The organism is Desulfomonilaceae bacterium (genome assembly GCA_041662605.1).
In the GTDB taxonomy this organism is placed as follows: Bacteria; Desulfobacterota; Desulfomonilia; order Desulfomonilales; family Desulfomonilaceae; genus CAJBEZ01.
In genome coordinates, this window is the sequence record JBAZSD010000035.1 from 1 (window position 1) to 16858 (window position 16858).

Annotated in this window: 13 protein-coding genes; 4 read left to right on the forward strand and 9 right to left on the reverse strand. The window is 46.8% G+C overall.

What is annotated here, in order from left to right:
• The first annotated feature begins 203 nt into the window (after positions 1-203).
• From WC647_18305 to WC647_18315, 3 genes are all read left to right on the forward strand, one after another.
• Positions 204-2864: a CBS domain-containing protein gene (locus tag WC647_18305; GenBank protein ID MFA6224256.1), complete on the forward strand. Its 2661-nt coding sequence runs from the start codon at positions 204-206 to the stop codon at positions 2862-2864.
• Positions 2865-3067: 203 nt separating this feature from the next.
• Entirely contained in the window at positions 3068-4408 is a 1341-nt protein-coding gene (locus WC647_18310; protein MFA6224257.1) for a pyruvate carboxylase subunit B, read from the forward strand.
• Between the two features lie 131 nt (positions 4409-4539).
• The gene (locus tag WC647_18315) at positions 4540-5667 is read left to right on the forward strand and encodes a glycosyltransferase family 1 protein (protein MFA6224258.1); all 1128 of its coding nucleotides are present in this window, start codon (positions 4540-4542) and stop codon (positions 5665-5667) included.
• Between the two features lie 78 nt (positions 5668-5745).
• Here the strand turns inward: WC647_18315 and WC647_18320 are convergent, their stop codons facing one another.
• The 3 genes from WC647_18320 to WC647_18330 all read right to left on the reverse strand — a co-directional run bounded on the left by WC647_18320 (position 5746) and on the right by WC647_18330 (position 8852).
• A complete protein-coding gene (locus tag WC647_18320; GenBank protein MFA6224259.1) occupies positions 5746-6999 on the reverse strand; it encodes a DUF1615 family protein in 1254 nt (417 codons plus the stop codon).
• A 370-nt stretch (positions 7000-7369) separates the two neighbouring features.
• The gene (locus WC647_18325) at positions 7370-8221 is read right to left on the reverse strand and encodes an RNA polymerase factor sigma-32 (GenBank protein ID MFA6224260.1); all 852 of its coding nucleotides are present in this window, start codon (positions 8219-8221) and stop codon (positions 7370-7372) included.
• 199 nt (positions 8222-8420) lie between these two features.
• Positions 8421-8852 carry an Hsp20/alpha crystallin family protein gene (locus WC647_18330; protein ID MFA6224261.1) on the reverse strand — a complete coding sequence of 144 codons (432 nt, stop codon included), beginning with the start codon at positions 8850-8852 and terminating at the stop codon, positions 8421-8423.
• A 196-nt stretch (positions 8853-9048) separates the two neighbouring features.
• Here WC647_18330 and bioB point away from each other — a divergent pair, with 196 nt between their 5' ends.
• On the forward strand, positions 9049-10053 hold the full coding sequence (bioB, locus tag WC647_18335) for a biotin synthase BioB (GenBank protein MFA6224262.1): 1005 nt from the start codon (positions 9049-9051) through the stop codon (positions 10051-10053).
• Between the two features lie 123 nt (positions 10054-10176).
• Here bioB and WC647_18340 read toward each other — a convergent pair whose 3' ends face one another.
• The 6 genes from WC647_18340 to WC647_18365 form a co-directional block, all read right to left on the reverse strand.
• Entirely contained in the window at positions 10177-12168 is a 1992-nt protein-coding gene (locus WC647_18340) for a radical SAM protein (GenBank protein ID MFA6224263.1), read from the reverse strand.
• Positions 12169-12241: 73 nt separating this feature from the next.
• A complete protein-coding gene (locus tag WC647_18345; GenBank protein ID MFA6224264.1) occupies positions 12242-13411 on the reverse strand; it encodes a DUF1343 domain-containing protein in 1170 nt (389 codons plus the stop codon).
• A gap of 58 nt (positions 13412-13469) precedes the next feature.
• Entirely contained in the window at positions 13470-13895 is a 426-nt protein-coding gene (locus tag WC647_18350; protein MFA6224265.1) for a phage holin family protein, read from the reverse strand.
• A gap of 39 nt (positions 13896-13934) precedes the next feature.
• A complete protein-coding gene (locus WC647_18355) occupies positions 13935-14693 on the reverse strand; it encodes a slipin family protein (protein MFA6224266.1) in 759 nt (252 codons plus the stop codon).
• Between the two features lie 70 nt (positions 14694-14763).
• On the reverse strand, positions 14764-16092 hold the full coding sequence (locus WC647_18360) for a nodulation protein NfeD (GenBank protein MFA6224267.1): 1329 nt from the start codon (positions 16090-16092) through the stop codon (positions 14764-14766).
• 2 nt (positions 16093-16094) lie between these two features.
• Positions 16095-16793 carry a uracil-DNA glycosylase gene (locus WC647_18365; protein ID MFA6224268.1) on the reverse strand — a complete coding sequence of 233 codons (699 nt, stop codon included), beginning with the start codon at positions 16791-16793 and terminating at the stop codon, positions 16095-16097.
• Positions 16794-16858 lie beyond the last annotated feature (65 nt).

Genomic DNA, 16858 nt, shown 5'->3' on the forward strand with positions numbered 1-16858 from the left:
AAAAGACCTTGTGACATAATTAATTAACCTCGTTGGTGATGGTTTCTCTGTGATAAAAGAATACTATCATCTTGATTTATCAAGAACAACGAGGTTTTTTACTTTTTTTCGCGAAGGATCATGGTAGTGTTTTCTGTAATTGATTTTTCGTCGGATTAACTTTGACGTCCCAAGCTAAAAACTAATAATGGAAATTTCGTTATATGGAAATAATCACAACTCACTTGAACGCTGATTTTGACGCTTTCGCTTCCATGGTGGCCGCAAAGAAACTTTATCCGGACGCTTTGGTGGTCTTTCCGGGATCACGGGAGAAAAACCTGCGCGATTTCTTCATGGAATCAACCTTGTACATACTATCAATAGACCGCGTCAAGGATTTAGATTTTTCGAAAGTCAAGAAACTGATACTTGTCGACACAAGACAAAGAAGTCGCATAGGCAAATTGGCCCAGCTTTGTGATTCCGGGGAGGTGGAAATTCACATTTACGACCATCACCCTGATTCCGAAGAAGACATCAAAGGGAAACTTGAGGTCATAAGACGGGTGGGGTCAACTGTCACATTGTTCATAAACTTGTTTCGTCAAAAGAAAATCCAGGTCAACGCAGAAGAAGCCACCGTCTTGGCATTAGGAATTTACGAAGACACGGGTTCCTTCACTTTTTCATCGACCACACCGGAAGATCTTCAGGCCGCTGAATGGCTTCTCAAGAGAGGAGCGAACCTGAACATTGTGGCCAATATGATGACCAGCGATTTGACAAAAAACCAAATCGACATTCTGCATCAGCTCATAGAAGGATCCGAGGTTTTCAGCTTTGGAAATATCGAGGCTATCGTGGCCACAGCCCACGCTGAAGAGTACGTGGGCGACCTTGCGATTCTGGTTCACAAGTTCAAGGAAATGGAAAACTATGACATTGTGATAGCCATAGTGAGAATGGAAGATAGGGTACACCTGATTGCGCGCAGCGGAGTTCCTGAAGTAAACGTCGGAGAGATTGCAGCGGAATTCGGCGGTGGTGGTCATCCATCAGCGGCAAGCGCTACGATAAGGGACTTGTCCTTATATGAAGTTAAAGATAGGGTATTCAACGAGCTACGCTCCAGGGCGCATCCCAAGCAGAAAGCGTCCGAGATCATGTCGCGACCCGTAATTACGGTTGGTCCTGAACAGACTATCGAGGAGGCCTCTGCTCTGCTGAGCCGATACCAGATCAGCTCGCTGCCCGTCGAAAAAAACCAGTCCGTTTTAGGAATACTCCATAGATCTGCAGTCGATAAAGCCCGACATCACGGACTGGAAAACCATCCGGTTTCAGACTTCATGAATCCAGGGGTTGTTTTTGTAACTTCTGACGAGTCCATAGACCGTGCTTTGAGAATTACTGTAGATGGTCGTCACCGATTGGTTCCGGTAATCGATGAAGGACAGATGGTAGGTGTAATATCGAGGAGTGACCTTCTCGAGCATCTGAAGCTTCCCCGAACCAGTGATTCCACCAGCCCGGACGACTACCCTGGTGGTCGGGAAAAACGAAAGAGTGTCAGGAAACTCCTTGATGAGAGGACACCGCAAAAGGTCCTGGATATTCTCAAGAAGGCTGGTCAGATTGCGGAAAATTTCAATTACGAAGTTTTCCTTGTGGGAGGAGCCGTTCGCGACCTACTTCTGAGAATTTACAATTTAGACATCGATCTGGTCGTCGAAGGCGATGGGATCCTTTTTGCAAAAGCCTTGGCGGAAACTTATCAAAACTGCCGCGTCCGCTGCCATGAAAAGTTTGGCACCGCGGTAATGTTGTTCGAAGATGGGTTCAAGATCGATGTGGCTACAGCTCGGCACGAGTATTATGAAAGTCCTGGAGCTTTGCCGCAAGTTGAAACAAGTTCGATCAAACGTGACTTATACCGCCGTGATTTTACGATCAACACACTTGCGATATGCCTCAACCCCCTTGAATGGGGATACCTGATAGATTTCTTCGGGGGTGTCAGGGACATAAAAGAAAGAGTAATCAGAGTTTTGCACAATCTGGCTTTCGTCGAGGATCCCACCCGAATTCTTAGAGCCATTCGATTTGCGAGCAGGTTCAATTTCAACATAGGCAAACACACGCTAGCTCTGATAAAGGGGGCTCTCAAGTTAGAGGTTTTTGACAGGGTTGAAGGAAAACGTCTTTTAAATGAGCTGCTCCACATACTTGACGAGAGGAATCCTTCCCCGGCCATCCAACAAATGTCAAGTATGGGCGTGCTCGATGCGCTGTGTCCGGGGTTGATTGTTAACAAAAAGATTGCTGATCTTGTGGAATCCGTGTCCGGTGTGCTTTCATGGTGGAAATACCTTTTCCTCAACGAAAGAATTGAAGCTTGGCTGGTTTATTTCTTGGCAATGACTGATTCATTGGATGAGTCGAATTTTCAATCTTTTGCGGCAAGGCTGTCGGCGCCGGATCCGGAAACGAAACGCCTGGTCAAAGAAAAACGGGAACTCAGATGGATGCTCGGTCTTTTAGAAAGGGACAAAATCGTAAAACCCAGTGAGATTTTTTTGGCGCTAAGCAAATTATCCATCGAGTCACTCCTGTTCATGATGGCAAAAGCGTCTCGAGAACCTGTTAGAAGAGCTATATCGGAATACATCATAACCCTCAGACATGTGAAACCTGTCATGACAGGAAAAGAACTCAAAGAGATGGGCTATCTTCCGGGTCCTATATTTGGCTCCATTTTGAACTCATTAAGAGAGGCTCGATTGGACGGTTTCGTTAAGAATTTGGAGGAAGAAAAGAAATTTGTAACAACGTTTTTCCCTCAAAAGGGACAAATTATTAAGAAAAGTTTAAGAGAAAATTAGCCGTTTAAGATTATGATCAAAAGTGGTATACAAAACAGAGTGAAGTAAACTCACGAGTTCCCCATGTTAGCCCTTGTGGTATCTTCAGGGTGACAATCAGTTAAACGACAGATTTATTCGCGCTCACCGGCCAGGTCAACCTTTGGATTAATGTAGCCTGTAACCAGGATAATGGTATACCGATTTCTCCAGGGAGGAAATAAATGGAAAATCAGAGCACCAAGACGGTTAAAATTTTTGACATCACTCTTAGAGATGGATCTCAGAGCAAAGTCGCTACCAGAATCAAGCTGGATGATTTGCTAAGGGTTGCGACTAGACTTGCGGATAGCGGGATTTATGGAGCTGAAACCTGGGGTGGCGCAACCTTTGACGTTTGCGTTCGTTATTTGAGGGAAGATCCTTGGGAACGAGCCCGTAAACTTAAAGAGGTGATGCCTAACGTGAAGAACATGATGTTGATCCGTGGTCAGAACCTCGTCGCTTATTCCAATTTTCCGGATGATGTCGTTCAAAAATTTGTCGAGTGCTCTGCAAGGAATGGCATTGATGTATTCAGGATCTTCGACGCTCTTGACGACGTGAGAAATCACGAGATGGTTATAAAGGCGGTCAAGTCTGTCGGGAAGATCGCTGAAGGAGCCATTTGCTACACAATAAGCCCCGTGCACACTATTGAAAAATTTGTCTCCAAGGCCCGTCAACTTGAAGACAAAGGTGTAGACCAGATAGCCATCAAGGATATGGCGGGCCTGATAGATCCCCAAACCGCTTTTGCACTGGTTACCGGCCTGAAAAAGGCTGTCAAAGTGCCAATTCATCTTCATACACATGACAATTGCGGCATGGGCATGATGTCTGCCCTGAAGGCCGTAGAAGCGGGATGTGAAATGATAGACTCTGTCCTGAGTCCATTCTCCGGAGGTACTGGTCACCCTTGCACTGAATCACTTGTCTTTTCTCTCGAGCGTTTCGGCTATAACACAGGATGTGACCTGAAAAAACTGACGAAGGCAGCGGAAGAAGCAAAGGCCGTAAGAGGCTTTTACAGCGAATTCGAGGCGCCTTACAGTGGAGTTGATTGCAAAATGCTTGTGACCCAGATTCCGGGTGGTGTCATGTCAAACCTGGCCAGCCAACTCAGACTTCAGAACGCCCTTGATCGGCTGGATGAAATAGTCGATGAAATCCCAAGGGTTAGAGAGGACCTCGGATTTATTCCTCTGGTGACGCCAACTTCTCAAATTGTAGTGTCTCAAGCGACTTTCAATGTGCTGTTGGGCCGCTACAAGATAATCGCAAATCATACGGCAAACCTGTTGAAGGGGATGTATGGCGAGACGCCTGCTCCTGTGAACAAAGAATTACAGGAAAGGGTTCTAAAAGGCGAAAAACCTATTTCAATAAGACCGGCCGAGTTGTTGCCTCCCATGTGGCCGGAATTGGAAGCCAAATTTCCGGGGCTTACTGACGAAGAACTGCTCATTTACGCGATCTTTCCTCACGAAGCGGCTGGATATTTTGCGGAAAAGGCCAAGAAATAAATTTCGTGGAGCGTTAGTTGAAAACACGAGTTTCTTTAAGACAATCAGAAATATATATATGGAGATGACGCGAGTTTTTAATTACTCGCGTTTTTCTCCGAACATAGGAGTTCACAGGTCAACACCAAGACATGAAGCTCATAGTTGATGGAAGATGTATACCTAATCAACTGGACGGAACCGGACGGGTCGCCATCAATTTGATAAGGGCCCTTTCCGACGCTGATCAGAATCTTTCTCTCCAGGTTTTGATACGATCAGATCTTTCGAAAGAGATTAGAAGAAAAATCCCGGATTCAATAGAAGTTCTGGATATTCCCTATCGCCACATCCATCCTTACACCGTCTTTGGCCTTGGCAAGGAAATTGACAAACTTGGGGCCGACATATTTTATAGCCCTCATATGCTCCAGCCTATTTTGATGAAAACTCCAGGGGTGATAACCATACATGACACAATGTGGTTTGATCAGACATGGACGCAAGCTCAGGGCAAACCTCTAAGAATGATCGCTGGAAAAATTTATTTCCGTGGTCTTGTGGAATTATCCGTAAGAAAAGCCCACAAGATAATTGTCCCTTCAAAATCGACTTGTCACGATCTTTCAAGTTTTTGGCCTAACCGTATTAAAGACTGCCATGTGGTCTACCACGGCGTAGACCAATTGTTCCGACAATCGCCTGATAAACAGTTGGCTGCGGATAAACTCAACTATTGTGGACTTGCCGGCAAGAAGTTCTTTTTGCATATCACCAACGGAAAGCCATATAAAAATACACCTCGTGTTATTGAAGCGTTCCTGAACGTTGCCGACGAGTTGGACTTATCCATTGCCATAGTAGGCCGTAGAAGCGCCTTCACCGATTCAATCCTGTCTCTGATATCCGCGAGTCGAACCAAGGAACGGGTGAAATTTCTTGGCTCTGTGGATGACCAAGACTTGGCGGTCCTATTTCATGCAGCCAGAGGCCTCATCTTTCCTTCTTTGTTCGAAGGCTTTGGACTACCTGTGATAGAGGCCATGTCTTGCGGTTGTCCTGTAATAGCTTCAGATAAGGGCTCGCTTGGTGAGGTTTCAGGAAACTGCGCGTTGACAGTAAATCCCGAGAGTACGGAAGAAATCTCTGAGGCAATACTGGCGCTGGAAAAGGACGACTCCTTGAGGGAATTCTTGATCGAAAAAGGATTGAAAAGGGCTGGGGAATTCTCTTGGGACAAATCGGCAACGAAAATCATCAAGATCCTTCATCAGGTATGAGGAACTGTCGCTACACGAACTTCGACCGGTTGCACGGGGTGTTAGCCGCTTGGCTGGACCCTGACTGTTTTCCTCGGGTCAGTTGTCCCAGGGGATGGCGTTAAGGTACTTGTCAAGCTTGTTCAGATAGGTCTTCGTCCTAAATGTAATTCCGTGCTTGATCTGAGAATTTTCTCCCATCCACAAATCACCTATAACCGCAAAAGGGGTCGGGCCAAAACGGGAGGCATGTTGAGTAAGAATCGCGTGATGTATGTCCGAGTAAATATAGTGAGGCTCTTTTTCAAGGAGAAAAGAATCAAAAATCTTGTGTTTGGGTAGTGCGGGGAAAGCGACTGATGTGGCTCGAAGGGACTCGGATTCTTTGGGGGACGGTCTTCCCTTATCATCATATTGAAGCAGGTCTCCATCGATTTGAAGATCCATAAAGGAAGATAAGTCCCTGATACGTATCTGTTCAACCATGTTCCGACTGGAAAAAGGACCATAGTTGTAATCCATACCTACAAAAAATAGCCATGCAAGATCCGAGGTCGAACCATAGGTTGCCGCATATTGCATGAACATGGGTTTCAGAGCCGCAACCCCAACATCAACTCCGCCTGGAATAGTATATATATAATCGGTCAATTCCTGGTCAGTGAAACTCTCGCCCCTCTCCTTCATCAATTGCCTGGCCCTGGGAAAATTGAGTTGCATGGATCCTTTCGTCCTAACGACGTGTGCAACCTTGTCGATCTCTTTGTTAACCAACCCTCTCATGAAATCCGGCAAGACGGAAACATCTCGTTTTAGATCATCCGCAATATGTCTGGCTACACTTTCGACCTCTCCTTCAGTTCGACATTGTAAAAGTTCAGGATAATATCTGTCCTTGTATCTTTGATATAGCTGAGGCACAGGAGGAATGGCCAACCACGTTCCATACTTTTGGAAAAGCTCTTTCTCCGCACGCTCAAGCTGGCCTGATATAGTCTCGGCCTTTGAAGAGTCGGCAACCGCCGGATCTGCCCGAAAACTCGATTCGATCGATATTATTGAGGCCGTTAGCCCTAATATTTCCTTACACAGGGGCAAACCATTTTTCTGGACGGCGTACAAAATCGCGTCGACCCACTCTGTGCGCTCTTTCACAGGACAACTAAGCGGTTTAGCAGAGATAAAGCCGGCTAACCACCTTCCGGCATTCCCAGGATCCAGCTCGCGCACGTTTGCAATGGCCCTCTCCTCTTCCTGGTCCACAGCATATTGATGTTCAACAATTTCAGCGTCTCTAACTCGTCTGAAATGCATTTCCAGCGCCGATGACTCTGATGCGGTCGGTTGTGACATGTCTTGCAACACGCCTGGAGAATTTGCAACACCTTTCGGAGGCGGTATGGCTCCGTTAACCTCGGCTGGTCGAAAAGAGCCTTGTGATTGTCCTTCATTAACAATCGCCATACATATGTCAAATGGAAAGCAAAGAACACAGAATATAGTCAGCGTGAGTATACTAAATTTCAAATGTGAGACACCATAAGGATCGTGATTAAACCGGCGCCCAATGGGATATAGAACTCTCTTTAATAAAAGTCAACAACCTATGGGAAGAATTAGCTTTAAGATAAGCCATTTCCTTAAAAGCAAGAAAGGCCGCCGCCTTATTGTAAGGCTAACGGCCTGTCTAGCTAATAAGCGACTCGAAGCGGGGCCTGTTGGATCAATATGCAGGGGCTTCAGTAAGAGTAGTGGACAATTCCCGCTTCAATTTTCCCAAAGCTCGTTTTTCTATTTGTCTCATACGTTCCCGGCTTGTGCCGAAATGCTCACCAAGTCTTTGCAAAGTCCACGGAGTGTCATCCATGAACCTTTTTTCAACTATGAAACGCTCTCTATCGTCGAGCTTACTCAACGCCTTTCCGGTAACTTCATGCAATTCCTTCTCAGACTCCTTGGCCATCATCCTGATTTCCTGATTATCGGATTCATCTTGAAGCATTTCGATGGCGGTGAAATCCTTGTCATCGCCGAGAGCCTCGTTTAAGGACCATTCTCTGGCCTTCACACGAGCCTCAACTTCTATGACGTCGTCAGTTTTTACATTAAGTTCCCGGGCCAGCTTATCAATACGTTCGGCTCTGGATTCGCCGTCCTTATGTTCACCGATGTCACCAATTCGGAAGAAAAGCTTCCGTTGGGCCTGAGTAGTGCCGAGTTTAACCAGGTTCCACGATTTCAGAATGAAGTTCTTTATATATGCCTTAACCCACCATATGGCAAAAGACACCAGACGGTAACCCTTGTCCGGATCAAACCGTTTAACGGCTTTCATCAAGCCGACAGAACCCTCCTGAATCAGGTCCTGGACAGGCAACATATAGTGTCGATACTGAAATGCGATCTTCACCACAAAAGGCAGATGTGACACGACTAGTTCGTGAGCCGCCTCGACGTCTCCAGATTCTCTATACCGAACGGCAAGATCGAATTCTCGCTCCGCTGAAAGAGGTTTGATAGAGCGGACCTGAGTCAAAAACTGATCGAGTTGATTGATCGCTACAGGATAGGTCATTCCTACGCTCCGTTTAGTCCCCATAATAGGTGTTGATTCCTGGGATTATAATTTACTGCGCTCCATTAAAGGACACAGTATTAAATATTAACTATTACCGTTTTTGTCAACCCGTGCATACAAAGGTTCCTCGCAAATTCAAAAAACATCATTTTTTTGTGCGTCGCAGATAAGCCATTTCACATCAGATCTTTCGGCGTTACTCCGCTGTTATCTTTATTTGCCTGGTTAAAGGCTTCCGCTCTTTCAGCAGCGTCACCTTGAGAACCCCATTTCTGCACGAGGCAGTCACAGCGTCCTCATCGATTTTTCTAGGCAACCGGATACTTCTCTGAAAACAACCCGTCACTCTTTCACGTCTGTGGTATCGTCCGCCTGCAATCGTAGGATCCGGCCTACGCTCCCCTTTTAACGTCAAGGTTTCTCCGTCAATTTTTATCTCAAGATCATCAATCTTCATTCCCGGCATCTCACAGGTGACTGTGAAACTCTCAACCGTTTCTTTGACATTCAAAAGCGGCATGAGTCTTGAGTCTCTCCATGGAGCCGCGGTCCAGGCGCTTGAGCTTTGTGACAGACCGTTAAAAAGGCTATCCATTTCTCTACCCAAGCTATACAATTGACTTCTCATAATGTCTGCACCCGTGCTGCCGAATATACGCATTTGACTTGTCCCTTCCATTGAGAGCATTAGATCCCGCGCCGACTACATTTAATATTGATTCAGACTCGAGCTTTTGGATTCAAAAAAACCGGCCGGCCATGATTAAAAGTAATTTCAGATTAACCCATAATTTTGATAAGGTAATATGTTCGTGGAGGTTCACATGACTATGGATGAAAACTCATTGGCTACACTGATTGAAGAAATTGAAGAGAGAATTCTTGCGGGTGGCAAGATAGAAAGATACGAGTCGGAACTACTGTTGTCCGTTTCTGATAGCCTTTTGATCAAACTGGCGGCCGCGGCCGATCACCTGAGAATAACGTTCAAGGGAAACAAGTTCGACTCATGCTCCCTCATAAACGCCAAGTCAGGCCTGTGTTCGGAAGACTGCGTCTTTTGCGCCCAATCAGCCAAGCACAAAAGCGCTGGTGATGTCTACCCCTTGCGTTCAACAGAGGAAATACTGAATGCGGCTAAAGCGGCCAAGGCGTTCGGCGCTGGAAGGTTCTGCACGGTAACTAGCGGCGGGGCTTTGAACGACAAAGATTTCGCCGTGTTGATAGACTCCATCAAGACTGTGAAATCCGAAGTAGACATCCAGCTCGACGCCTCCTTGGGATTTCTCGATGAAAACAGGGCCGCTGAATTGTTTGGAGCAGGCATTACAAGGTACAATCACAATCTGGAATCCTGTCGGGAATACTATCCTTCAGTCTGTTCTACACATAGTTATGAGAAACGCGTCGAAACAGTGAAGGTTGTCAAGAGCAAAGGAGTCTCAGCTTGCTGTGGTGGCATAATCGGCCTTGGCGAAACTCCCTTCCAGAGAATTGAACTGGCGTTCACACTCGCTGAACTTGGCGTGGATTGCGTTCCCATAAATATCCTGAATCCGAGACCCGGCACTCCTCTTCAGTATGCAGAGCCACCTGAGCCTATGGAGATCATTAAGACCATAGCGTTGTTCAGGCTCATTCTCCCCCACGCGACCATAAAAATAGCAGGAGGCAGAGAGCGTAATCTGGGAGACTTTCAGGGTTTGGCCCTCAGAGCGGGGGCAAACGGTATGATAATAGGAGGTTATCTGACTACCTGTGGCCGGTCAGTGGAAGATGATCTTAAAATGGTGAGGCAAGCGGGATTTGAGGTCATCCTCCCATGTTAAAGTCGTAGGGATTGGGATCAGAATATTTCTTTAGCGACAGCGAATTAGAGATACGTGGTTCAATCAGGCATATTCACAAGCGTTGAAAATCAGAATCATGATTTGGGAAAAAGGGGCAGCCTATCATGTTTTAACGATTCTCTCGGCCAGTCTCGACTCCATGGAGATCCCGCGTACGTCACGATCCCACCAATTTTGGGCGTCAGCGCTCAGAAACATGATCTCTTCCAACAGCTCTCCAGCCATTTTTCTGAGATCCTTTTCCAAAGAGCGCTTTAGAGTCTCTTGGGACGGAATTGGGCCTGTAATAAGCATTGGTACGGTGAGATTTCGATAATCCGTAATTTTGGAAATGTCCGCTCTCCATACGACCGTGGCGTCCGTCGTATAATAATTTTTTATTCGTTCAAGAGCATAGCTGGTTTCAGGCAAAGGAACAATGACGATCACGTTAGGCGAAACAATTGATCCTTTTGGGTATAAAGGGAAAAACGCCTTGTTGGTATAGGTTTCAGGATTGGCGCTCGATTCCGAAAGATTTCTAAGAAATTCCCGTGAAATCCCACCGTTGAACTCCAGCACAATGTGCAATACCGTGTGAGGGTTATGATCCAGGAAAGTCGACACAAGATTGATGATGGAGCTGTAGGATTTTGACGCATCGTCTCCTTTAAACCAGATGGTGAAGGGGTTTGTAGCCCGTTCAAACATCCATGTCATACGTGAGACCGTGAGAAGACCATCCGAACTAATAATCCACTTGCTGACATAGTTGTTCGACTCTCCAAACCCTCCATGCTCCTTGCCAAACTCCACCAGAGAAGGAAGCCCGATATGATCAAGTTCCATGTCAAATGTATCTTCAAACTCATCTAGGCTGCTTTTCATCGATTCCGCCGAGAAAGTTGTCGACTCATGCAAGTAATATGGAGGTCTACTGTCATAATGAAGTCCAAGAGATCCGGATTCCCGGCGAAAATCAGACCCCGGCAACACCGCGAGGGTAAAAGGCTGGATTACGGAAAACGCCCCGGTCTCTTTGAGTCGTTTCATGGTCGCTGAAAAACCCACAGGATCGTCTCCCGGTAATCCCAGAATAATCCCGGTAGTGACGTCAATTCCGGACCGAGCCAATTCAGCCGTCTTATCCAGCACCTTTTCCGGATCTCCGGAACGGCCGGCCAAGGCCAGGACTTTAGGATTCACACTCTGAAGCCCAATCTCCGCAGACACAAGCCCGGCATCCTTGAAAAGCTGTATGTCTCCTTCCAGGAGCAGATCCGACCTCAATTCTGTGTGAACACGAAGATCCTTTTGCTCTCGTAAACGGACCATTAATTTCAGAATATCGCGAAAGTCGGGTCTGGCATTGAACGTTGGGTCCATAAGATAAATTTCTTTTACAGAGTTGTCCCTTGAATAGGCAAAATCCAGCGCCTTGTCCACAAGGGACAGTGGATATGCTCTGACGGAGCGAAAGGCCTTGTGATAATAGCAATACCTGCATTTAAAAGGGCAACCTCGAACTGTTTCCAGGAATATTGAACCATTGAGAGACGGTTCAATTGTTCCATCTATATACGGATTTGAGGAAAGGCCGAGATCCCAGTCTGTCTGATTCTCGTTTCCTGGCCTGAAAATCGTAGCGGCTAGGCAAGGGATTTGTTTTCCCCTCTGCTTTCCCGATGTACCACTGGAAAGTTGACGCAGAGCATCCTCAAATTGAGCTTCCCCTTCCCCCATGACCGCCATATCAACCGCAGGGTGGCGTAAAACCCAATCGTTGTCCGTTGACACTTCCGGTCCGCCTACCATAACTTTCAGATTGGGCAAAAGGCGTCTTACCGCGGACGCTATGAAGAGACTTCTTTGTGAATTCCACAAGTACAGAGAAATAGCCAAAATATCCGGGGCTCGGTTCACTATGTTCCGAATTATCCCAACGTCACAAAACACATCAACTGTATAAGAATCAAGTATTTCGACTTTGATCCCCGAATGGAGTCCCGTCTTCAGAGAAGACACCAGTAATCCGGCCGCCAAAGGGATGTTCGCCCCTTGGTCCTGAAAATCAAATCTTGGTGGTGGTAATTGAACAAATAGCGCTGTTTTCATGGAAACAGTCCGTGGTGTGGGGCGTACAGATTCAAGAAGTAATGTTCACAATTTCAAAGGTAGTTCGAACTTTTCAATAGATCAAGAAATCACGCCTGATTTTCAGAAAATTCTCCAGGCCGTTTTTCCACATTTCTTCCATGACAAAAACCGAATCTCCTCGTTCTAACGATTTCCTGACTTCCGGATCTCCCAAAATCACATCTATCGGTAATTTATCACGGACATACTCATAAGGAGGCTCCGACCATTGGAAATTGTCCGGACTATTCTTTATGATCGCCGACAAAATCGCCAATGTAGTCCTGTAAGGATGGTACAAATTTCTGTCTGTGACATGGATTTGAAAGCCAAGGCATGATCCACCACTCCACTTGTTGAAGACCGGCCTAAATTGGATGGGCCTTAAACAAACCCCGGCAAGACATCTTGGATCAATATCCGTAACAATCTTTTCCGGGTTCAAAAATGGCGTCCCAAATATTTCAAATGGCCGGGTAGTTCCACGACCTTCCGACAGGTTGGTTCCTTCAAGCAGCACCTGCCCTGGGTAAACAATCGCCGTCTCAACAGTCGGCATGTTTGGAGAAGGGAAAGCCCATGGCAATCCCGTGTCCTCAAAGTAGAAGGTCCTGTCCCAGCCCTTCATTTTAACGATTATCAACTCACAATTTATTTGGAATTCCGCGTTGTAATAACTCATGAGTTCCGCGACCGTCATACCATGCCGCATGGGCAAAGGATATGGACCGACAAACGATGAGAACTCGGGGTCAAGAACATTTCCTTCAACGCTCGTTCCATTTATCGGATTTGGTCGGTCAAGAATAATTACCGGCTTCCCTTGAGCCGCGCACTCCTCCATCAGAAGGGCTACGGTTGCGCAGAAGGTGTATACGCGAGCGCCCACATCCTGAATGTCGACAAGTACAGCGTCTACATTGTCCAGCATCTCAGAAGATGGACGTCTGCTCGAGGAATAAAGACTGTAAACGGGCAAGCCGAGGGTTCTATGCAGGAAATGACCTGTTTCGATCATATTATCCTGTTCTGTCGACCCGACTCCGTGTTGAGGACCGAATAGAGTCGTAAGTCTATCGCCTAGAACCCCATGAAGGACTTCGCAAGATTCCCTGAAATCGGTATCAATTGAAGCCTGGTTGTATAGAAGCCCCAGACGCTCATATTGATCTACAATTGTAGGATTTTCTCTTAGTTCGGCCAGTCCGGTAATAACGGACACTTACCCTCCCATCTGCGTGGAGGCTCCCAAGCGAAATTTCCATTGGCCGTCTGAAACATCATTCCCATCGGCCCCCTCTTCCTCTCCTCAGATCGACAACATTGCGACCCCAATGCGTTACTAGGACTGTTCTCTCTCCCCCACCGCCGGAAATAGCCGAACTGATAAACCAGGAAACAATACTGACAACCAGAGAAGCGCCAAAAGCCGACCAGAATCCGGCTACGTGCACTCCCACATCTAGTCCGGCTACAAACCAGAAAAGCAGCGCATTAATTACAAGGATGAAGAACCCCAAGGTTACCACAGTTAGCGGCAACGTTAGAATTATCAGGACCGGTCTAATAAAGGCGTTCAATATGCCCAGGATAGCGGCGAACGCCAACGCTGAGCCCGTGTCGTCAACTGTGACTCCCAGGTGAAGTTTGGATATAAGCAGCACAGTGACAGTCATAATTATCCAGCGAATAAGTATTCCCGGCATGGTCTATCCTTTCACAAGCGGCCTGAGTGGCCGAAGAAATTAACTCTCGTCCTTCTCCTTCATCTTTCTTAAGAATGGCTCGAACAAATCAATCGGTATAGGGAAGACCGTGGTAGAATTCTTTTCCGCCGCAACCTCCACCAGGGTCTGCAGGAACCTCAATTGCAATGCTATAGGTTCCTTGGCTATTATGACCGCTGCCTCGGAAAGTTTCGCCGCCGCCTGAAATTCACCTTCAGCGTTAATTACTTTTGCCCGTCTTTCTCTTTCAGCCTCAGCCTGTTTCGCTATGGCTCGCTGCATCTCCTGAGGCAGATCTATGTATTTTAGTTCGACCATACTGACCTTAACTCCCCACGGATCAGTATGTCTGTCAAGGATCTCTTGAATTTGCAGGTTGACCTTTTCGCGCTCGGCAAGTAGCTCATCAAGTTCAGACTGGCCGCATACGCTTCTCAGTGTCGTCTGAGCCAATTGCGAGGTCGCGTAGAGATAATTCTCGACCTCTATGATAGCTTTGGTTGGCTCCATGACCCTGAAATAAATGACAGCGTTCACCTTTACAGATACGTTATCACGAGTGATGACATCCTGGGGGGGAACATCCATAGTCACCGTCCTGAGGCTAACCCTGACCATCCTGTCGACCCCAGGGATAAGAATTATAATTCCAGGGCCCTTGTGTTCTATTATGCGCCCGAGCCGAAAGATAACAGCTCTTTCGTATTCGTTGAGCACTTTTATGGCCATAAAAAGGATGGCAATGGCCAGAAGTATGATTATGCCTAGACCGTACATGGTGTCCTCCTTGAAGTTGAGTTGCGTAACGGAAATATGGACTTAATTCCTGGAGAGTTGAACATAATTTTTATTGTCCGGTGTATCTTGAAACGTTGATCTCCAGATTTTGCGCTTTTGTGACGACAACTTTTTCGCCCTTGGGTATGCGTGTTTCAGAGCGAGCGTTCCAGTATTCGCCGTGTACAGCGACCTTTCCAAATGGATCTATATCCGAAATAGCTACTCCAATTTCCCCTAGTAAGCCTTGCTCTCCGGTTCTTGGCTTCTTCATCCACGCCCTGACTACGAGCCCTAACACGACTATGAAGAACGCCGAAACCGCCGCAACGGTGGGAATAATTACCGACCAGGAAACCCGCATCGCTGTTTCTGTGGAATCAAAAAGCATAACTGACCCTAACGTTAGACTTATTACGGCCCCTAAAGACAACAACCCCATGGACTGAACCTTGAGTTCCAGTATGAATAGAATGATCGACAGGAGTATCAGGAGAATTCCTACATAATTTACGGGTAGGACCTGCAGAGCGAAAAAGGACAGCAATAAACAAATTCCTCCTACAACACCTGGGAATATCAGCCCAGGGTTGTAAAGCTCCATCATAATGCCCAGTCCACCTACCATCATGAGAATGTACGCTATGTTGGGATTTGCGATCACATCCAGAATTTTGAATCTTAATCCGGGGACAATTCTTTCGATCCTGGCTCCTTTAGTATCTAAAATGTATTGGACCTTATCCTTGTCCACTTTTCGGCCATTCAATTTCACCAGCAATTCCGGGACGGAATCGGCTATCAAATCGATAACTTTTAGGTCTAGAGCTTCCTGGGCCGTTATGGAAACACTTTCCCGGATGGCTTTTTCCGGCCATTCCGAGTTTCGACCTTTTTGCGCCACTATCCCACGAATATAGGCGGTCATGTCGTTCATAATTTTTTCGGACATGGTTGAATCAATCTCCTGTCCTCCGCCACTGACAGGATGAGCAGCTCCTATATTAGTCCCCGGGGCCATGGCGGCCACATCAGCGCATACGGTTATCAGTGCCCCGGCCGACGCTGCGCTCGAGCCGCTGGGAGCTACATACACTACTACGGGGATCTTTGCGTTGACCATTTCTTTGATAATTGTCTTGGTGGTGCTGAGTACTCCTCCAGGTGTATCCATCCTTATGATCACGCATTCAGCCTTACTTTCCTCAGCCTTTTGAATTCCTTTGGTAATGTAATCGGCTAAAGCAGGGTTTATCGTGCCATCAATGTCTAGTAAATAGACAACTCTTTTGTTCTGTAGGTTTTCAGTGTCACACAACGCGGGAGAGCCTAGCAGCAAGAGCAGACAGCAAACCAATGATGCTATTGTGGCTGCCATACGGATTGATTCATGTCTCATCTTTAGTCTCCATGACCGTCAGCGTGTAAATCCAACAGAGCCATGACCTTCTTTAGGTCTTCCCATGCTTCGGCCTTCCACTTACGATCAGGTTCTTTTCTGAGAAGGAAGGCCGGGTGATATGTAGGCATCAGTGGAATACCATTAACATCCTGTAAGTTTCCACGTATTCGCATCATGGAAATCTTCCTTCCCAGCAAGGTAGAAACGGCTACTCTACCCAGCCCCACAATCACCTCAGGGGAAATTGCATCTATCTGCGCCTGTAAAAAGGGAAAACACGTTTCAATTTCCAATTGTTCAGGGTCACGATTGCCAGGCGGGCGGCATTTTACAACATTCGCTATATAAACCTCGGATCTGTCCAGCCCCATGGCCTTAATCATACGCGTCAGCAATTGTCCGGCCCTGCCTACAAATGGCCTGCCTTCGCGGTCTTCTTCGGCTCCAGGACCTTCGCCTATTAACATTAATCTAGCGATCGGCGCCCCTTCACCAAAAACTAGATTGGTTCTCCCTTTACTAAGAGGACACCTGTGGCAATCCCCGATTTCCGTACGGATAGAAGCCAGAAGACGAGCCGAGTCTGGATCATGGAGATCCTGGCGCAAAGGCAAAGCCATTTCGGAATAACCGGTATTCAACAGATAACGAATATGATCTCGAATTTCCAAAAGGCTGTCTTCAGGAATGCCAGTCAAGCTCTGTCTCCGAATCCATCCAAAATCCGCAGTGGTCAGACTCCCAATTGCCAATATCAGCCACC

Excerpts from the sequence above, each read along its gene's own strand:
- WC647_18310 (MFA6224257.1), top strand. The coding sequence starts at position 3,068 with ATGGAAAATCAGAGCACCAAGACGGTTAAAATTTTTGACATCACTCTT.
- bioB (MFA6224262.1), top strand. The coding sequence starts at position 9,049 with ATGACTATGGATGAAAACTCATTGGCTACACTGATTGAAGAAATTGAA.
- WC647_18320 (MFA6224259.1), bottom strand. The coding sequence starts at position 6,999 with ATGTCACAACCGACCGCATCAGAGTCATCGGCGCTGGAAATGCATTTC.
- WC647_18350 (MFA6224265.1), bottom strand. The coding sequence starts at position 13,895 with ATGCCGGGAATACTTATTCGCTGGATAATTATGACTGTCACTGTGCTG.
- WC647_18340 (MFA6224263.1), bottom strand. The coding sequence starts at position 12,168 with ATGAAAACAGCGCTATTTGTTCAATTACCACCACCAAGATTTGATTTT.
- WC647_18360 (MFA6224267.1), bottom strand. The coding sequence starts at position 16,092 with ATGAGACATGAATCAATCCGTATGGCAGCCACAATAGCATCATTGGTT.
- WC647_18315 (MFA6224258.1), top strand. The coding sequence starts at position 4,540 with ATGAAGCTCATAGTTGATGGAAGATGTATACCTAATCAACTGGACGGA.
- WC647_18305 (MFA6224256.1), top strand. The coding sequence starts at position 204 with ATGGAAATAATCACAACTCACTTGAACGCTGATTTTGACGCTTTCGCT.
- WC647_18325 (MFA6224260.1), bottom strand. The coding sequence starts at position 8,221 with ATGACCTATCCTGTAGCGATCAATCAACTCGATCAGTTTTTGACTCAG.
- WC647_18330 (MFA6224261.1), bottom strand. The coding sequence starts at position 8,852 with ATGAGAAGTCAATTGTATAGCTTGGGTAGAGAAATGGATAGCCTTTTT.
- WC647_18355 (MFA6224266.1), bottom strand. The coding sequence starts at position 14,693 with ATGTACGGTCTAGGCATAATCATACTTCTGGCCATTGCCATCCTTTTT.